This is a genomic window from Bacillus sp. TH25, assembly GCF_016650935.1.
GTDB classification, from domain to species: Bacteria; Bacillota; Bacilli; order Bacillales; family Bacillaceae_G; genus Bacillus_A; species Bacillus_A mycoides.
In genome coordinates this window covers 549,310-566,605 of the sequence record NZ_JAEKEU010000039.1, presented here as the reverse complement: position 1 = coordinate 566,605, position 17,296 = coordinate 549,310, and the positions used below count along the sequence as shown (strand labels likewise).

The window sequence follows — 17,296 nt, the reverse complement described above, 5'->3', positions numbered from 1 at the left end:
CTATCATTGATGTAAGGGACTAAAATAAGAAACTTCTTTTATAAGGAGAGCGATCAATTCGTGAATGAAATGACTCAACGCACAAAAACACGTCCAGTTAAAGTCGGTAATTTAACAATTGGCGGTAACAATGAATTAATTATACAAAGTATGACGACAACAAAAACGCATGATGTTGAGGCTACAGTTGCTGAAATTAAACGTTTAGAAGAAGCTGGCTGTCAAGTTGTTCGTGTTGCTGTTCCAGACGAACGCGCAGCAAATGCTATTGCTGATATTAAAAAACAAATCAACATTCCACTTGTTGCTGATATTCATTTTGATTACCGCCTTGCTTTAAAAGCAATCGAAGGCGGCATTGATAAAGTACGTATCAATCCAGGTAACATTGGACGTCGCCATAAAGTAGAAGCTGTTGTAAATGCAGCCAAAGAGCGTGGCATTCCAATCCGTATCGGTGTAAATGCCGGCTCATTAGAACGTCATATTTTAGAAAAGTATGGATATCCAACTGCTGATGGTATGGTCGAGAGCGCACTGCACCATATTAAAATTTTAGAGGACTTAGATTTCCACGATATTATCGTATCAATGAAAGCCTCTGATGTTAACTTAGCAATTGAAGCATATGAAAAAGCTGCTCGCGCTTTTGATTATCCATTACATTTAGGTATTACAGAATCAGGAACATTGTTTGCTGGGACTGTAAAAAGCGCCGCCGGTCTTGGAGCAATTTTAAGTAAAGGCATCGGAAATACACTTCGTATTTCTTTAAGTGCTGATCCAGTTGAAGAAGTAAAGGTTGCACGTGAACTATTAAAGTCATTCGGTCTTGCATCTAATGCCGCAACACTTATTTCTTGTCCAACTTGTGGTCGTATTGAAATCGACCTAATTAGCATTGCTAATGAAGTCGAAGAATACATCTCTACACTTAAAGTTCCAATTAAGGTTGCAGTACTCGGCTGCGCTGTAAACGGTCCTGGTGAAGCTCGTGAAGCCGACATCGGTATTGCTGGTGCACGCGGAGAAGGTTTATTATTCCGCAAAGGGCAAGTCGTTCGTAAAGTACCAGAAGAAACAATGGTAGAAGAACTGAAAAAAGAAATTGATGTAATCGCTGCTGAAATGGCTGCTGAACGAGAAAAAGAAAAACAAGAACAATAAAAAAAGGTTGCCCACAATTTTTGTGAGCAACCTTTTTTACATTTAAATTAAAAACTCGTCAGTTATATAACCGACGAGTTCTCTTATTTTGCACATTTTGGACAACGACCATATATTTCGAACTTATGTCCCGTTACCTCATAACCTTTAAAATCTTTATTCATAAAATCCATTGGGCAAGAAGTGATTTCTTTCGTACCACCACAATCTAAACAAATGAAATGATGATGATGTTCCATAATAGAGCACATAAAACGAAAATGTTTTTCACCATTTAATTCCGTTTGCTCTAAAACACCAATTTCAGCAAAAACCGTTAAGTTACGATAAATCGTATCGAAACTAAGTCCTGGATAATCATCCTTCATATGTTCTAAAACATCTTTTGCGGTTAAATACCGATTATGCGCCGCGAATAATCTTAGCATCTCTTCCCTTTTCCCCGTATGTTTATATCCTTTTTCCTTCATTAGGCGTAAAGCTTCTGTTAGATTCATACCTATCCCTACTTTATGCAGTTTTTTTCTTCTTCCATAAAATCGCACCGATTAAAATAAGAACCGCTATCATAACAATTGTACCACCTGGTGCTAGATCAAGTTGATACGAAGCAAACATTCCACCAATTACTGCAATTTCACCAAATAAAATGGAAAAGAAAATTGTTTGTTTAAATCCTTTTGCAATACGAATACTTGCTGCAACTGGTAACGTCATTAAAGATGATACGAGAAGAACACCTACAACACGCATTGATACCGCAATTACAAGAGCAACTAATATAATGAAGATAAAGTGAATCCACTTTGCACTTAAACCGGTTGATACAGCGTATTCCTCATCAAATGATAGTAAAAACAACTCTTTGTATAATAAAACAATCGTCGCAATAACAACAATTGCTACTATACCAATAATAATTAAATCCGCACTTGTTACAGCACTTACACTACCAAATAAATAACTAAATAAATCCGTATTGAATCCATTAGCAAGTGAGATGAAGATAACTCCAATCCCCATCCCTGCTGAAAGTATAATCGGGATTGCTAACTCTTGATAATGTTTATATACAGTACGTAATTTTTCAATTAGCAATGCTCCACCGATTGAAAAAAACATCCCCATATATAAAGGGTTTAAAAACCCACCGGTAAAGATTGTCTTTTCAAGTAATAAACTTGCTGCAATTCCTGATAACGTCACATGACTTAATGCATCCGCAATAAGCGACATGCGGCGAATTACAACGAACACGCCGATAAGTGGTGCGACAAGCCCTATTAAAACACCAGCGTATAAGGAATTACGTAAAAAATCATATTGTAAAAAATCCTGTATCATTATATCCTCCCGTGATGCCCATGTTCATGTTCTAAGCGATGAACATGATGTCCATATAAAATCGACATTTCTGCATCTTCTAACTCTCGGAATTTCTCTACATTCCCATGGAAATGTAAATGCTGATTCAAACATGCAACATGCGTCACCTTCTCTGTTACAGCACCCATATCGTGCGTAACAAGAATTAACGTAATTCCCAATCTTTTGTTTAAATCCTCTAGTATCTCATAAAAACTTGCCACATTCTTCACATCAATCCCAACAGTAGGCTCGTCCAAAATAAGCAATTCCGGATCACTTACAAGTGCACGAGCAATAAATACACGCTGTTGTTGTCCACCAGAAAGTTCTCCAATGTTGCGACCTCGAAACTCGCTCATACCTACATCAGCAATCGCTTTTTCTACTTTCGCATTATCGTCTTTCGTAAAAAAGCGAAAAAGCCCTTTTTTCGAAACGAGCCCCATTGAAACAACCTCGAAAACAGTTGCCGGGAAACCTGAGTTAAAGCTACTTGCCTTTTGGGATACATAACCAACTTTATTCCACTCTTTAAATTTCTTACTATCAATGCCAAACAATCTAATACTTCCTTGCTTTGGTTTTAAAACACCCAATAAGCATTTAAGTAAAGTCGATTTCCCTGAACCATTCGGTCCAACTAAACCTAAAAAAGCTCCCTTCGGAACTTGCAAATTAATATCTTCTAACACGTTGCGATCTTCATACCGAAACGTTAATCCTTCTATTTCTAATATATTATTCATAGCATCTCACCTATTTTAATTCAGAATGATTCCGATTTATCTCTATTTGAATTATAGTACAGCTTATTATAGTTGTAAACCAATCTGCCCAAAATATATTCTTTATTTCAAGAAACCTTATTATTATAACAAAAAGCAGAGAATAATTCTCTGCTTTCAAAAGATATTACAATTAACTTTTTAGTGAATTGCTGATTTAAACTTACCACCATTTGTCTCTTGTGTATTCATAATTGTAACAAATGCGTTTTCATCAATTTCATGCACAATTGATTTTAACTTCGTCACTTCCAGACGTGTCACAACTGCATAAATAACTTCTTTTTCTTTATCTGTATAGCCACCTTTAGCAACAAGTTTTGTTGTTCCACGACCAAGGCGGTGTAAAATTGCATTTGATACTTCCTCATATTGATCCGATACTATTAAAACTGCTTTCGTTTCGTCTAATCCTTGAATTACCGTATCAATTGTTTTGAATGCGATATAGTACGTCATAACAGAATACATCGCTTGTTCAACACCAAAAACAAATGCTGCCCATGCAAAAATGAATAAGTTCACAAACATTACGAATTCACCAACAGAAAACGGTAATTTCTTCGTTAATAGAATTCCCATAATCTCGGTCCCGTCTAACGATCCACCATGACGAATAACAAGTCCTACACCAATCCCTAAAATAAGACCGCCGAAAACTGTTGCTAAAATCGGCTCTGTTGTAAATGGCGGGATAGCATGCAACGTTGATTCAATAAATGCTAAAGCTACAATTCCAAATGCTGAAGATAACATGAATGTTTTTCCAATTTGCTTATACCCGGAGTACATAAAAGGAATGTTGAGGATAACAACTAAAGTAGAAAAGCTTAACCACCAAATATTAGGAGTAAGATAATCTAATATAAGAGAAATACCAATAATTCCACCATCAATAATTTTATTTGGCATTAAAAACAGTTCAATCGCTACCGCCGCACATGCTGCCCCAAAGACAATCATAACTAAACGATATACAAGATGAATAACACTTTCTTTTCGATGTTGCTTTTTTTCCATAAGTCCTCCTTATACTCTTTATCTATAGTTTTGTTCTTATATTATAACATAAGCTTCTTTTCCCCATTGAAAAAATGCACCTTAATACGAATATGTACAAGCTATGCATACATATATTTCGATAGAAGAACGTGTGAAGGAGGACAACACGATGAACCTCATTAAACAAATTGTGAACAAAAAATTAAATCATATTTCCACAAAAGAACTATTGAAATATAGTAAAGAATACGAAGTTCCAATCACAACTGCACAAGCTGATAAAATCGTTTTACTTATGAAAGGGAAAAACATTAACATTTACGATAATACCGAGCGACTAGATTTGTTAAAACAAATCGCTAAAGTAACTACTCCTGCCACTGCCCAACAAGTAAATATTTTATTTCAGCAGCTATTAAAATAAGGAGGGGAAAATCCCCTCCTTATTGCTCTTTAATTTTTTCAAGAATTCCTTCATCAAAAGTACCATTTTTCAGCATTTCGATTTCTAATTTATATGGTGGCTTCTTATCTTTTTTATCTTCACCTACATACGGCGTTTCAAGAATTTTTGGTACGTGCGTAAGTTGTGGGTGATGCACAATGTGATGCAATGCCTTATAGCCAATATGACCAAAACCAATATTTTCATGACGGTCTTTTCCAGCTCCGCGTACATTTTTGCTATCGTTAATATGAAGTACTTGTAAACGATTTATCCCAACAATTTTATCAAATTCGTTTAACACACCGTCAAAATCATTTACAAGGTCATAACCTGCATCATGCGTATGACACGTATCAAAACATACAGATAGTTTTTCATTATATTTCACACCATCAATAATTTTCGCAATTTCTTCAAAGCTACGACCGCATTCCGTTCCCTTTCCTGCCATCGTTTCTAACGCAATGTTAACCGTCTGCTCTGGCGTTAATACTTCATTAAGCCCTTTAATAATTTGTTGAATACCAGCATCCGCTCCTGCACCAACGTGCGCACCTGGGTGAAGAACGATTTGTTTCGCTACACCTAATGCCGATGTTCTTTCAATTTCCATGCGAAGGAAGTCTACACCTAATTGGAATGTTTCTGGCTTCGTCGTATTCCCAAGATTAATAATGTATGGCGCATGTACGATAATTTCTTCAATACCGTTTAGTTCCATATGTTTTCTTCCTGCTTCTATGTTCAATTCTTCAATTGGTTTTCTTCGTGTATTTTGCGGTGCACCTGTATAAATCATAAACGTCGTTGCACCGTATGAAACAGCCTCTTCACTTGCTGCTAATAACATTTTCTTACCACTCATAGAAACATGAGATCCAATCTTTAACATACAATCACCTCTTCAATATACAATAGATATAATGATAGCATAATTTGTAGAAATATGTAGCGAATTGTTTGTTCACACAAAAGGCACTACATAAATTAAACGGACTATTCAAACAATCTGAACTCTATACTTAAATTAACCCAATAAAGCGAAACTTTAGTCAACCTTTTTTCTACCCCTCACTAATTATTAGTCTACATTAATCGACTTTCTCTCAAGCAGTGAGATAAAAAAAAATAAGGGAAATCCCTTATCTTTTTTTATTGCTATATTTTTTCTTCACTTTGTCACGTTCTGTTGCAAGTTTTCGTTTATAGTTTGGTTTTACTTTTTTCGGCTTCTTAACAACTTTTGTTGCCATAACATCTAGTCCATCACTTGGTTTTTTACGGCTCTTACGACGACGACGGTCACCTAAATCCGCCCATTCATCTCCGCGTAAATCTACATGTTTAAACTCGATATGACGTTGTTTTTCCAAACTATCTAACGCTTCTTCATTTGCTGGATCATAAATCGTCACTGCAATACCTGAATGACCCGCACGTGCAGTTCTTCCAACACGGTGAACGAAGAAATCTAAATCTGGTGGAAGTTCATAGTTAATAACATGGCTAATTCCTTCAATATCAATACCGCGTGCCGCCAAATCTGTTGCGACAATGTATTGGAACTCTAAATCACGAACTTGTTTCATCATTTTTCTACGATCACGTGGTGATAAATCACCGTGTATACGCCCTACTTTTAATCCACGTTCTGCTAATCCATCGGCTACTTCGTCAGCCTTCTTCTTTGTGTTTGTAAAGACAATTGCTAAATATGGTTTAAATTGAAGTAGCATATTTTTCACTAATTCAGTTTTATTACGGTGTCTTGAAGGCACAAGGTAATGATCAATATTTCCTGCTGCAACTTGCTTCGGATTAATATGAATATGTTCTGGATTCTCCATATATTTCTTCAAAAATGGTTTTAATTTTTGAGGAATTGTTGCAGAGAAAACTAACATTTGCAGATTTTTAGGCATACGTGCCGCAATTTTATCTACATCTTGAATGAATCCCATATCAAGCATTAAGTCCGCTTCATCGACAATAATAGTATCCGCTTTATAAACAAATAGCGCCTTTTCTTCTACTAAATCTTTAATACGTCCTGGCGTTCCAACTACAATATGAGGTTGTTTTTTCAACTTTTCAATTGATCGTTGTTTATCAGTTCCACCAATTAAACAGCGTGCTGTAATCATTTGATCTTCTGCACAGAACTTTGTTAGTTTCACAATTTCTTCGTAAATTTGTTGTGCTAACTCACGAGTAGGCGCTGTAATAACAAGTTGTACCTCTTCACGACTTGCATCAATTCTGTTTAATGTAGGAAGTAAGTATGCATGTGTTTTCCCAGAACCAGTTTGGGATTGTCCAATTATACTCACACCTTTTTTCACGACCGGGAAAATTTTCTTTTGAATTCCTGTTGGCTCTGTAAAGCGTAGTTCACGAACTGCATCTATTAAAAATGGTTTAAAATCATACTGTGTAAAAGTTTGTAGTGTCATAAGTTACACCTTCTTTCTAAAATTTCTACTGCGCACAAATCAGTCAAGTCTACATTATATCGAAATCTACAAGTAAAATCCATCTTTAGTTTAGGTTTTTATCTCAAAAACTAACCTTCTTTCCTTCCATTGCATATTGTATGTGTATATACCTAACTGAAGAAAGGAGGATTTCCCACATGTTTCCGAAATCCCCTATAAGACAAATGTATCCGAATCGAGGACAACAATCTTACACACCATATCCGATTCCACAACTACCACCGATGGCTCAAAAAAAGAAAGGTTTCCTTGCTAAACTCTTTAAAAAACACGATCCAACCGAACCTTTCATGCAAATGGTCCCTCCTTATCGACAAATGGAAGGGCCACCGATGATGCACCAACAACCGCCGCCCCAATATCAACAGCAACAGCCATACCAACAACAATATACACAACAATATCAGCCATACATGCAGCAATATCCAGAGCAGATGATACCACCTCAAATGTATGAATCAAATGATACACGTGGTGCTGCGTCAGCTACAACTGCAGCGGCATCTAGCAGCGGCATCGGTAGTTTTTTTTCAAATTTAATTTCGAACCCAACTAATATGATAAATAATATCGAAAAAGTATCTCAAGTCGTGCAATCTGTCGGTCCTGTTGTCGAACAGTACGGTCCCATTATGCGTAGTCTACCAAGCATTGTTAAAATCCTCACCTCTGGAAAAAGTACGGAAGAAAATCAAACTGAAGATGCAACAGAACAGGTTGAGGTAGCAACTCCACCTCCTCCACCTCCAAAAAGGAAACGAAAAAAAATAGTGCTTGAACCAGTAATAGAAAAAGAGGTTCCGAAAGAACCCGTTCAACAATCAGCAACAAAACCAAAACTATATGTGTAACAATCCTTTGTTTTCTATCCACTCCTCCTTTATAATGTAATGGACTATGCACAAAAGTATCCCTTGTTTAGAAGGAGAGGATTACTCACATGAAGATTGTTAAAATTTCCCCTCGTGGTTATTGCTACGGTGTTGTTGACGCAATGGTTATTGCACGTAACGCCGCATTAGATAAATCATTACCGAGACCCATTTATATTTTAGGTATGATTGTTCACAATAAGCATGTCACAGATGCTTTCGAAGAGGATGGCATCATTACATTAGACGGTCCAAGTCGATTAGAAATTTTAGATAAAATCGATTCTGGTACTGTTATTTTCACTGCACACGGTGTTTCTCCAGAAGTTAAACAACGTGCAAAAGAAAAAGGTTTAACGACAATTGATGCAACTTGTCCAGATGTTACAAAAACACATGACCTTATCGAAGCAAAGAAAGCTGAAGGATACCATGTCATTTATATCGGCAAAAAAAATCATCCAGAACCAGAAGGTGCAGTTGGTATCGCACCTGATATCGTTCATCTTATCGAAAAAGCTGATGATTTAAAAACACTAGAAATTCCAACGGATAAAATTTTAGTTACGAATCAAACAACAATGAGTCAATGGGATGTTCAACATTTAATGGAGGACATTCAGAAAAAATTCCCAACAGCAGAATTCCACAAGGAAATTTGTTTAGCAACTCAAGTTCGCCAAGAAGCTGTCGCTAAACAAGCTGATGTTGCAGATTTAACAATTGTTGTCGGTGATCCGAAAAGTAACAACTCAAACCGTTTAGCACAAGTATCACAAGAAATCGCTGGTACGACAGCATACCGCGTTGCAGACGTAAGTGAAATCCAATTAGAATGGCTACAAGGTGTAGAAAACGTAGCTGTTACAGCAGGTGCTTCTACTCCAACGCCAATTACAAAAGAAGTTATTGCTTTCTTAGATCAATATGACCCAATGAATCCAGCTACATGGGAAAGAATTCGAAAAGTACCACTTCAAAAGATACTACCTCGTGTAAAAGTGAAAAAAGAACAATAATAAAAACCGTTGCCTACATGAGCAACGGTTTTTATTTTTCTTATACAAATGTGAATGGATCTGTATGTAACTGCGAAGCGTGAATGTGTACATTGAATTTCTTCACATCTACTTTTTCTTGCAATTGTTTTTGTACACCTTGCTTCATTACTTTTTCAACGTTATGTCCTGGATCGACTATATTTAAACCAATCATCATCGCATCGTGAGCAACATGATAATACATATCACCTGTTACATATACATCTGCTCCTTTAAATTTCGCTTGGTTTATATATTTATTACCGTCACCACCAAGTACAGCTACTTTACGCACCTTATCATCTAACTTTCCAACAACTCTTGCACCCTTTACATGTAATGATTGTTTCACATGTAAAGCAAACTGCTCAAGCGTCATTTCTTCTTGTAAATACCCTATTTTACCAAGACCTAATGTTTCACCTTTATTATCAAGCGGATATACATCATATGCCACTTCTTCATATGGATGGGCTGCCAACATCGCTTTAATAACTTTTCTTTGTAATGAAGCTGGAATAATCGTTTCGACACGCATCTCTTCCACACGTTCTAACTGCCCAGTTTCTCCGATATAAGGACTTGTACCTTCTCGAGGGATAAACGTACCTACCCCTTCGCTACCGAACGTACAGTGGCTATAATTACCGATATGACCTGCATCCGCATCTCCAAGAGCTTTGCGCACTTCTTCTGCATGGGTTACTGGAACAAATACAACAATTTTTTTCATTTCTTCTGCATATGTAGGAGCTAATACTTCTGTATTTTGTAACCCTAACGCATCAGCAAGTAAATCATTTACCCCGCCCTTAGCAATATCTACATTTGTATGTGCGGCATAAATTGCAATATCATTTTTAATACACGTTTCAATAATTCTTCCGTACGCCTTATCTGTATGAATCGCTTTTAATGGATTAAAGATTAAAGGGTGATGCGCTATAATGATATTTGCTCCTAATTGGATTGCCTCGTCCACAACTTCCTCAGTTACATCTAATGCGATTAATACGTGCTGCACAGGTTTATTAAGCGCTCCAATCTGTAAACCAACCTTATCCCCTTCCATCGCTAAATGCTTCGGATACATACCTTCAAATAAAGAAATAATTTCATGGCCATTTGGAATTTTACTCATGATAAAACCTCTCCTATCATTTTCATTTTCGCTTCTACTTCTGCACGCTTCGCTTTCTTCTCTTCAGACTCTGCTGCACGCTCTAACTGTTTTAAAATATTTTGGAAGTTTTTCAATTCCCCTTCCCACTTTTCAACAAAAGCTTCACTTTTTTCTTTTATTAGAAATGGACCCATAAACAATTCAGTTTGTTTATTTTCAGAGTAAGGTACCGCTATATCTCCTCGCTCTCCGACTAAAATCTCATAAATCTTTCCGTCCTCTATTATAATTTTCTCACGGATAAGCTCCCATCCGTTTTCAATAAACCATTCACGAATATGGTGTGCTGCAATATTCGGCTGTACGATTAAACGTGTTACACCTTCTAATTTTTCTTTACCACTTTCTAAAATGTCACGAATTAACGCTCCACCCATACCAGCAATCGTAATAACATCTACTTCTCCTGGTGCAATAACAGCTAATCCATTCCCTTTTCGAACGTCTACTTTATCTTGTAAGCCACTTTCAGCTACAGTTGCTTGTGCAGAGCGAAACGGTCCATCTACAACTTCTCCTGCAACTGCTTTTGTAGCAATATTATTTATAATTGTATAACACGGTAAATACGCATGATCCGATCCAATATCAGCTACTGTAGAGCCTACCGGAATCTCCCTCACAACTTCTTCTAATCGTTTCGAAAGCTTTACTTCATTCATGTATTTCCATTACTCCTTCTCTTGTCAGTCTGTCTCCATGATAATGAATTTATAGTAGTTGTTGCAAGTCCATAACAACACTTCAATTCTCTATTACTAATCGTATTTTAGAAAGTATAGAAAAACAAGCCTTTTGCACAAAAGCAAAAGGCTTGTAATACGAAACTTTATTTTTTCTTCGATAACCAATCAGCTACTTTCGTTGCTTGATCAGCTGGAATTAAATTAGCTGGCATATTTCCTTTTCCTTTTGAAAGAACTTCTTTAATTTCATCTTTCGAAAGTTTCCCACCAATTTTTTGTAAATTAGGTCCCACTGCCCCTTGTAACTGATCACCGTGACAGCTCGTACAGCTTTGCTTTACAATATCCTCTGGCTTTGATGCTGTTTGTGCTGGTTTCCCACCATTTTTTGCATCAGCTAACTCTTTAGATTTATTTAGCCCCTGAAATGAAAATACAAACATAACGATAATACCTAATGCTGCAATAAGAGCGAACGGAATCAACGGATTACGTTTCATATCTCTTCTCCCCCCTCTATACCGCTAAATAGTTAGATGATTCAGTCATTTATATTGTACTTGAAAACACTCTATCAGAAAAGAGCAAACTACTACTTGTTAAAAATATTCCGTAAATTCATTTTATTGATTTTCACTATTATATCGCATATTATTTCGATAATTACTAACGTTTCTCATCATATTTTTTACTTTTCTACATATTATTTTGTATGGAATAAACAAAATTAATCGAAAAATCGAAAAATGAGCATTTGCAAATCAAAAGACAATTCTGTAAAATAAATTACAAGAAATTGTAATCGTTGCCGATAGATAAATTTTAACAAAAATTAACAAAATAAAAAAGTTTACTTCACAAAAGTGAAGTAAACTTAAAGGTAGCCTATTCTAAGAAATCCTTAAGACGCTTACTACGGCTTGGATGTCTTAATTTGCGAAGTGCTTTCGCTTCAATTTGACGAATACGTTCTCTCGTTACGCCGAATACTTTCCCAACTTCTTCAAGCGTACGAGTTCGTCCATCATCTAAACCAAAACGAAGACGCAGAACATTTTCTTCACGATCTGTTAGTGTATCTAACACATCTTCTAATTGTTCTTTTAGCAACTCATACGCTGCATGGTCCGCAGGCGATGTTGCTTCTTGGTCTTCAATAAAGTCACCTAAATGGGAGTCATCTTCTTCACCAATTGGTGTTTCAAGAGAAACTGGCTCCTGTGCAATTTTTAAAATTTCGCGTACTTTTTCTGGAGCAAGATCCATTTCTTCACCAATCTCTTCAGGAGATGGTTCGCGTCCTAAATCTTGTAATAATTGACGTTGTACACGGATTAACTTATTAATTGTTTCAACCATATGAACTGGAATACGAATTGTTCGCGCTTGGTCTGCAATCGCACGTGTAATAGCTTGGCGAATCCACCAAGTTGCATACGTACTAAATTTAAAACCTTTACGGTAGTCGAACTTTTCAACTGCCTTAATTAGACCCATATTTCCTTCTTGGATTAAGTCTAAGAAAAGCATACCACGGCCCACGTAGCGCTTTGCAATACTTACTACAAGACGTAAGTTTGCTTCCGCAAGACGGCGTTTTGCTTCTTCATCGCCTTCTTCAATACGTGTCGCAAGTCGAATTTCTTCTTCAGCAGATAGTAAGTCTACACGACCAATTTCTTTTAAGTACATACGAACAGGGTCATTGATTTTCACACCTGGCGGCACACTTAAATCATTAAGGTCAAATTCTTCTTCCGTTTTTGTAATTTGACGATTATTAGGACCTTCGTCGTTGTCATTGTCACCAACTAAGTCAATCCCTTGTTCACCTAAATATTCATAGTATTCATCCATTTGATCGGATTCAATTTCAAATCCATTCATGCGTTCTGCAATCTCTTCATATGTAAGAACGCCACGTTTTTTTCCGAGCTCAGTGAGTTGTTCTTTCACTTGCTCAAGGGTCATTTCAGTTTCAATTTGTTTAGAACGAGCTGGTTTATCAGCCATCTGTTCCCCTCCTTACGCGAGATACAAACATTCATTATACTAAAACTTTATCGAAAAAGCTATTTTCTTGCTTTTTGACTTTGTAAATATGCCACATAATATTTAGCAGCCTCTACAGGATCTGTTTTTTCCATTTGTTTTACTTTAAAGATAATTTCCATCTTTTCAAGTTTTTCTTTATGGCGTCTTAGCGCCTCCAAATGACCTTGTAACGCTTCTTCTGTGTACTCTGGATTAATAAATTCATCCGTCGAAATATCAGTAATAATATTTTTCAACTTTTCATCAGAGAGCCAACTTAAAAATGTTCCGACTGAAGGTTCATTTCCCTTTTCATAATATGCGTATAGTTCATATAAAATCCCTTTATGTTCTTCTGTATAAAAATCTTCTATATGAGGTTCCATACGCACTGTCACTTCTGCACTTTGCAACATATGGTAAATAATTTCTCTTTCTGCCCTTTCAAAACCTGTTAATTTCGGTTTCGTTTGAACAATTTGAGATGGCTTAGAAACCTGCTTTATTTGTTTTTGCTGTACCTTTTGTTCTTTGCGATATTGGTGCAATTGATTCAAAAGTGTTTCCATTGAATACGAAAATTCTTGCGATAATGATTTTAAATATGATTCCGCCTGCATCGCATCCTGTAGCAATGATAACTCTTTTAAAACACTTTTTACATATTCTTCTTTGCCAGACTCATCTTGCAAATTTTTCCCTAAACGCAAATGATTTATTTTGAAACCAACAAAACTTATACTTGATTTCACAAGATTTTCAAAAGCGGTCGTCCCATATTGTTGCACATATTCATCAGGGTCAAGCTTATCTGGCAAGGATGTAACTTTCACTTGGCAACCAACTTGCAATAGTAATTGCCCTGCTTTCATCGTCGCTTCTCGCCCTGCTTTATCACCATCATAGCAAAGAACAACAGTTTCAACGTTACGTCGCAGAAGTTTCGCTTGTTCTTCAGTTAAAGCTGTTCCCATTGTCGCAACAGCTTCTTCCACACCACTTTTCACCGCGGCTAGTACATCGGCATAACCTTCAAAAAGGACAACCTGCCCACGTTTTCTAATAAACGGCCTTGCTTGGTGGAAATTATACAACAGCTTACTTTTGTAAAAAATCGGTGTTTCAGGACTATTCAAATATTTCGGAGTGTCATCTCCTAATGCCCTTCCACTAAACGCTATCACCTTACCTTGTAAAGTATAAATCGGAAACATAACTCTTCCGCGGAAGCGGTCATAATGACTGCCATCCTTCTCACTTCTTACAAGAAGGCCAGCCTGTTCCATACTAGATAGCGACAAACCTCTTTTTTGTAAAATTTTCGTTGCTGCATCCCAAGCTTGTGATGCATAACCAATTTCAAATTTCTCAATCATCTCTTTTGTAATACCACGTTTTAATAAATATGAAAGTGCTTCATTTCCTTCTTCTGTATTTACTAATAAATGATGATAATACTTTTTCAAAAGTTCATGAGCCTGTTGCATGATGACAGTGTCATCAGATATGTCTTCTTGTTGTTGTTGTCCTTGCCCTGATGTATATTCTGCAACTGCAATTCCATTTCTTTCGCCAAGCTTTTGAACAGCCTCTGTGAAAGCAAGTCCTTCCATTTTCATAAGAAAAGAAAATACATTTCCACCTTCTCCACATCCGAAACAATGAAAAATTTGCTTATCAGATGAAACAGAGAATGAAGGAGAATTCTCACCATGAAATGGACAAAGGCCGAAATAGTTACGCCCCTGCTTTCTAAGTTGAACATACTCACCAATCACTTCTACAATATCGGATGATGTCCGAATCTGTTCAACAACTTCTTCAGGAATTCTGTTCCCCATAACTCCATCTCCGTGTCGTATTTTGTATTCGATATAAATTAAAAGATTCCTTTATAATTCGACAATATTTTTCTAAATTTGTTAGAAAGTACTGTCGATCACATTGTGTAAACGATTTTGGACCTTTCGTATAAGTCCCCAGTCTGCGTAAATTCGCAGATACATACTACTATATAAAATTGTATACATTTGCTCATCTGTTACAAATGTATCTCCTGGAGACAATACATATACTCCTTTTTCACAAGAAGACTAGCAAGAAGCACTATAGCCTGTATGATCATGAGATCTGTAGCTTTTGCATGTTAATAAATATAACAGTCAACTTCATCTTGCTCAGAATCTACATAGACCCAATTACCTTGCTGTTTTCTTGAACGATGAGCATAGGATACGACAAACAAAATTTCGACATAAAATTTTGTTCCAACTTGCACAATTGCATTCTTCACGGGATACGCATCTGCATCAAATAATATCTTATCTGATGTTTTGCATATTTCTGTATTCTACATCCCTTCTGTGAATCCTTCCATAATGTGCGTTTTCTTGTCTAGATTTTGTCGATTTAACGTAAATACATGTCTTTTTCGAAAATCCTATCCCTAGTTTATTCTGAAAAATTAAAGTCTAAACGTAAAATATAGGTTTTTATCACAATTTTTTATTATAATATATTTTCTTCAACTACGCTACATATCCCTTTAATTTTCATCTTACACTTAAAGATAACGAAATCGTTCCTTTAGCATAATTAAAAAACAGAAGAATATAAGTATAACCATTCCGCTATATTCTATTACTAAGCTGAAAGTTCATGCTCTACTTCACATCTTCCTCTAACGCCTTCTCACGAGCGAAAAAAGCACATTCACCTTTGGTAAATGTGCTAAAACATTTTTTGGTTTTGCACTGCATTCACAATAATATTTGCTGTTTCTTCAATTGCCTTATTTGATACATCAATCACTTGACAATTTATTTTACTAATTACTTCCTCAAAATGATCAATTTCTTCTTGAATACGATTAATATTTGCATATGTTGCTCCATCACTTAATCCAAGTGATTTCAATCGTTCTTTTCGAATATGATTTAACTTATCTGGTATAATTTTCAAACCGAAACATTTCTCTTTTGCCACTTGATATAATTCCTCAGGCGGATCCACTTCCGGTACAAGTGGTACATTAGCAACTTTCAAACGTTTGTTATGCGCTAAATATTGTGAAAGTGGTGTTTTTGATGTACGTGAAATTCCAATCAACACGATATCAGCTTTTAAAATACCACGTGCATCTCTACCATCATCATACTTAACTGCAAATTCAATCGCTTCAATTTTTTTAAAGTACTCTTCATCTAATCTTCGAACGACACCTGGCTCATACCTTGGTACTTGCCCTGTAATTTCTTCAATTTGATCGATAAGAGGTCCGATAATATCGTATGCCTCTACTCCTTCTTTTGCCGCTTCTGTCAATAAATATTGACGCATATCAGGCTTTACTAACGTAAAACAAATAAGCGCTTGATTGCTCTTGGCAATCGAGATTACTTCTTTTAATGTCCCTGTATCTTCTACATACGGTACACGCCTAATATCAGGAGCGAATGGGAACTGTCCCATTGCCGCTCTAACAACCAAATCAGCCGTTTCTCCTACAGAGTCAGATACGACATATACGATTTTATTATCCATTACATTACCTCACTTTAAACAAATTACACTTATTCGTTATTTACTAAATTTACAAACGCACGTGTAATATTTGTTTTTGTAATTCGTCCAATCACTTCTAAACCTTGTTTCGTATCTTTCACAACCGGCATCGCATCAATCTGTCTTTCTATTAATTCCATCGCAATATCATATAAAGAATCCTCCCTGCGACACATCGCAATGTTTGGCATCCTTGTCATGATAATATTAACCGGAAGAGAGGTTAAATCCTGCTTTCCTAAGCTAGCTCGTAATAAATCTTTACGAGATACAACGCCAACTAATAAAGTAGCTTGATCTACAACAAATAATGTACCAACGTCCTCTAGAAACATAGTACAGATTGCATCGTATACTGATACATTTTTATCAATTACAGCCGGTCTAGATTGATAATCTTGCACTTTAATTTTTTTAACAGCTTCAGATAATAGCTGTCCCCCGGTTTTACCCGTATAAAAATAACCTACACGTGGACGCGCTTCTAAATAACCAGCCATCGTTAAAATTGCTAAGTCTGGTCTTAGCGTTGCACGTGTTAAACCCAATTGCCCAGCAATTGACTCCCCTGTAATAGGACCGTGATCTTTTACAATCTGAATGATATGCTCTTGCCGTTTATTCAGCTCTATGATAATCACCACCTTTAATG

Annotated in this window: 18 protein-coding genes; 4 read left to right on the top strand and 14 right to left on the bottom strand. The window is 36.3% G+C overall.

Going from position 1 to position 17,296, the window contains the following annotated elements:
• Nucleotides 1-69: 69 nt before the first annotated feature.
• Nucleotides 70-1,167: a flavodoxin-dependent (E)-4-hydroxy-3-methylbut-2-enyl-diphosphate synthase gene (gene ispG / locus JFT89_RS26770; protein WP_012261716.1), complete on the top strand. Its 1,098-nt coding sequence runs from the start codon at nt 70-72 to the stop codon at nt 1,165-1,167.
• 83 nt (nt 1,168-1,250) lie between these two features.
• On the opposite strand, the gene JFT89_RS26765 is transcribed toward ispG, so the two are convergent.
• The 4 genes from JFT89_RS26765 to JFT89_RS26750 form a co-directional block, all read right to left on the bottom strand.
• On the bottom strand, nt 1,251-1,664 hold the full coding sequence (locus tag JFT89_RS26765; RefSeq protein ID WP_002067192.1) for a Fur family transcriptional regulator: 414 nt from the start codon (nt 1,662-1,664) through the stop codon (nt 1,251-1,253).
• Nucleotides 1,665-1,677: 13 nt separating this feature from the next.
• Complete coding sequence (locus JFT89_RS26760; RefSeq protein ID WP_002067190.1) at nt 1,678-2,511, bottom strand: metal ABC transporter permease; 834 nt, start codon at nt 2,509-2,511, stop codon at nt 1,678-1,680.
• On the bottom strand, nt 2,511-3,281 hold the full coding sequence (locus JFT89_RS26755) for a metal ABC transporter ATP-binding protein (RefSeq protein WP_002015167.1): 771 nt from the start codon (nt 3,279-3,281) through the stop codon (nt 2,511-2,513). Before JFT89_RS26755 ends, JFT89_RS26760 begins: the two co-directional genes overlap by 1 nt.
• A gap of 180 nt (nt 3,282-3,461) precedes the next feature.
• Entirely contained in the window at nt 3,462-4,340 is an 879-nt protein-coding gene (locus JFT89_RS26750) for a YitT family protein (RefSeq protein ID WP_002015168.1), read from the bottom strand.
• Between the two features lie 151 nt (nt 4,341-4,491).
• Here JFT89_RS26750 and JFT89_RS26745 point away from each other — a divergent pair, with 151 nt between their 5' ends.
• Nucleotides 4,492-4,746, top strand: a complete 255-nt coding sequence (locus tag JFT89_RS26745; protein WP_002088657.1) for a DUF2624 domain-containing protein — start codon at nt 4,492-4,494, stop codon at nt 4,744-4,746.
• Nucleotides 4,747-4,765: 19 nt separating this feature from the next.
• On the opposite strand, the gene JFT89_RS26740 is transcribed toward JFT89_RS26745, so the two are convergent.
• Both JFT89_RS26740 and JFT89_RS26735 read right to left on the bottom strand, forming a co-directional pair.
• Entirely contained in the window at nt 4,766-5,662 is an 897-nt protein-coding gene (locus tag JFT89_RS26740; RefSeq protein ID WP_002167660.1) for a deoxyribonuclease IV, read from the bottom strand.
• Nucleotides 5,663-5,912: 250 nt separating this feature from the next.
• Nucleotides 5,913-7,223 carry a DEAD/DEAH box helicase gene (locus JFT89_RS26735; RefSeq protein ID WP_002015172.1) on the bottom strand — a complete coding sequence of 437 codons (1,311 nt, stop codon included), beginning with the start codon at nt 7,221-7,223 and terminating at the stop codon, nt 5,913-5,915.
• Nucleotides 7,224-7,402: 179 nt separating this feature from the next.
• Here JFT89_RS26735 and vrrA point away from each other — a divergent pair, with 179 nt between their 5' ends.
• Both vrrA and JFT89_RS26725 read left to right on the top strand, forming a co-directional pair.
• Nucleotides 7,403-8,116, top strand: coding sequence for a VrrA/YqfQ family protein (vrrA, locus tag JFT89_RS26730; protein WP_002138368.1), 714 nt, complete (start codon nt 7,403-7,405; stop codon nt 8,114-8,116).
• Nucleotides 8,117-8,205: 89 nt separating this feature from the next.
• A complete protein-coding gene (locus JFT89_RS26725) occupies nt 8,206-9,156 on the top strand; it encodes a 4-hydroxy-3-methylbut-2-enyl diphosphate reductase (RefSeq protein ID WP_002067184.1) in 951 nt (316 codons plus the stop codon).
• A gap of 40 nt (nt 9,157-9,196) precedes the next feature.
• On the opposite strand, the gene JFT89_RS26720 is transcribed toward JFT89_RS26725, so the two are convergent.
• The 8 genes from JFT89_RS26720 to ccpN all read right to left on the bottom strand — a co-directional run bounded on the left by JFT89_RS26720 (nt 9,197) and on the right by ccpN (nt 17,285).
• On the bottom strand, nt 9,197-10,318 hold the full coding sequence (locus JFT89_RS26720) for a Nif3-like dinuclear metal center hexameric protein (protein ID WP_016096104.1): 1,122 nt from the start codon (nt 10,316-10,318) through the stop codon (nt 9,197-9,199).
• Nucleotides 10,315-11,022, bottom strand: coding sequence for a tRNA (adenine(22)-N(1))-methyltransferase (locus tag JFT89_RS26715; RefSeq protein ID WP_002067181.1), 708 nt, complete (start codon nt 11,020-11,022; stop codon nt 10,315-10,317). Before JFT89_RS26715 ends, JFT89_RS26720 begins: the two co-directional genes overlap by 4 nt.
• Nucleotides 11,023-11,189: 167 nt before the next feature.
• The gene (cccA, locus tag JFT89_RS26710; protein ID WP_002015178.1) at nt 11,190-11,546 is read right to left on the bottom strand and encodes a cytochrome c550; all 357 of its coding nucleotides are present in this window, start codon (nt 11,544-11,546) and stop codon (nt 11,190-11,192) included.
• A 385-nt stretch (nt 11,547-11,931) separates the two neighbouring features.
• The gene (gene rpoD / locus JFT89_RS26705; protein ID WP_000764062.1) at nt 11,932-13,059 is read right to left on the bottom strand and encodes an RNA polymerase sigma factor RpoD; all 1,128 of its coding nucleotides are present in this window, start codon (nt 13,057-13,059) and stop codon (nt 11,932-11,934) included.
• Between the two features lie 59 nt (nt 13,060-13,118).
• The gene (gene dnaG / locus JFT89_RS26700; protein WP_002067179.1) at nt 13,119-14,921 is read right to left on the bottom strand and encodes a DNA primase; all 1,803 of its coding nucleotides are present in this window, start codon (nt 14,919-14,921) and stop codon (nt 13,119-13,121) included.
• Between the two features lie 81 nt (nt 14,922-15,002).
• Complete coding sequence (locus JFT89_RS26695; protein WP_162836445.1) at nt 15,003-15,146, bottom strand: hypothetical protein; 144 nt, start codon at nt 15,144-15,146, stop codon at nt 15,003-15,005.
• 664 nt (nt 15,147-15,810) lie between these two features.
• Entirely contained in the window at nt 15,811-16,623 is an 813-nt protein-coding gene (locus JFT89_RS26690) for a pyruvate, water dikinase regulatory protein (protein ID WP_002015180.1), read from the bottom strand.
• Nucleotides 16,624-16,652: 29 nt separating this feature from the next.
• A complete protein-coding gene (gene ccpN / locus JFT89_RS26685; protein WP_002015181.1) occupies nt 16,653-17,285 on the bottom strand; it encodes a transcriptional regulator CcpN in 633 nt (210 codons plus the stop codon).
• Between the last annotated feature and the right edge of the window lie 11 nt (nt 17,286-17,296).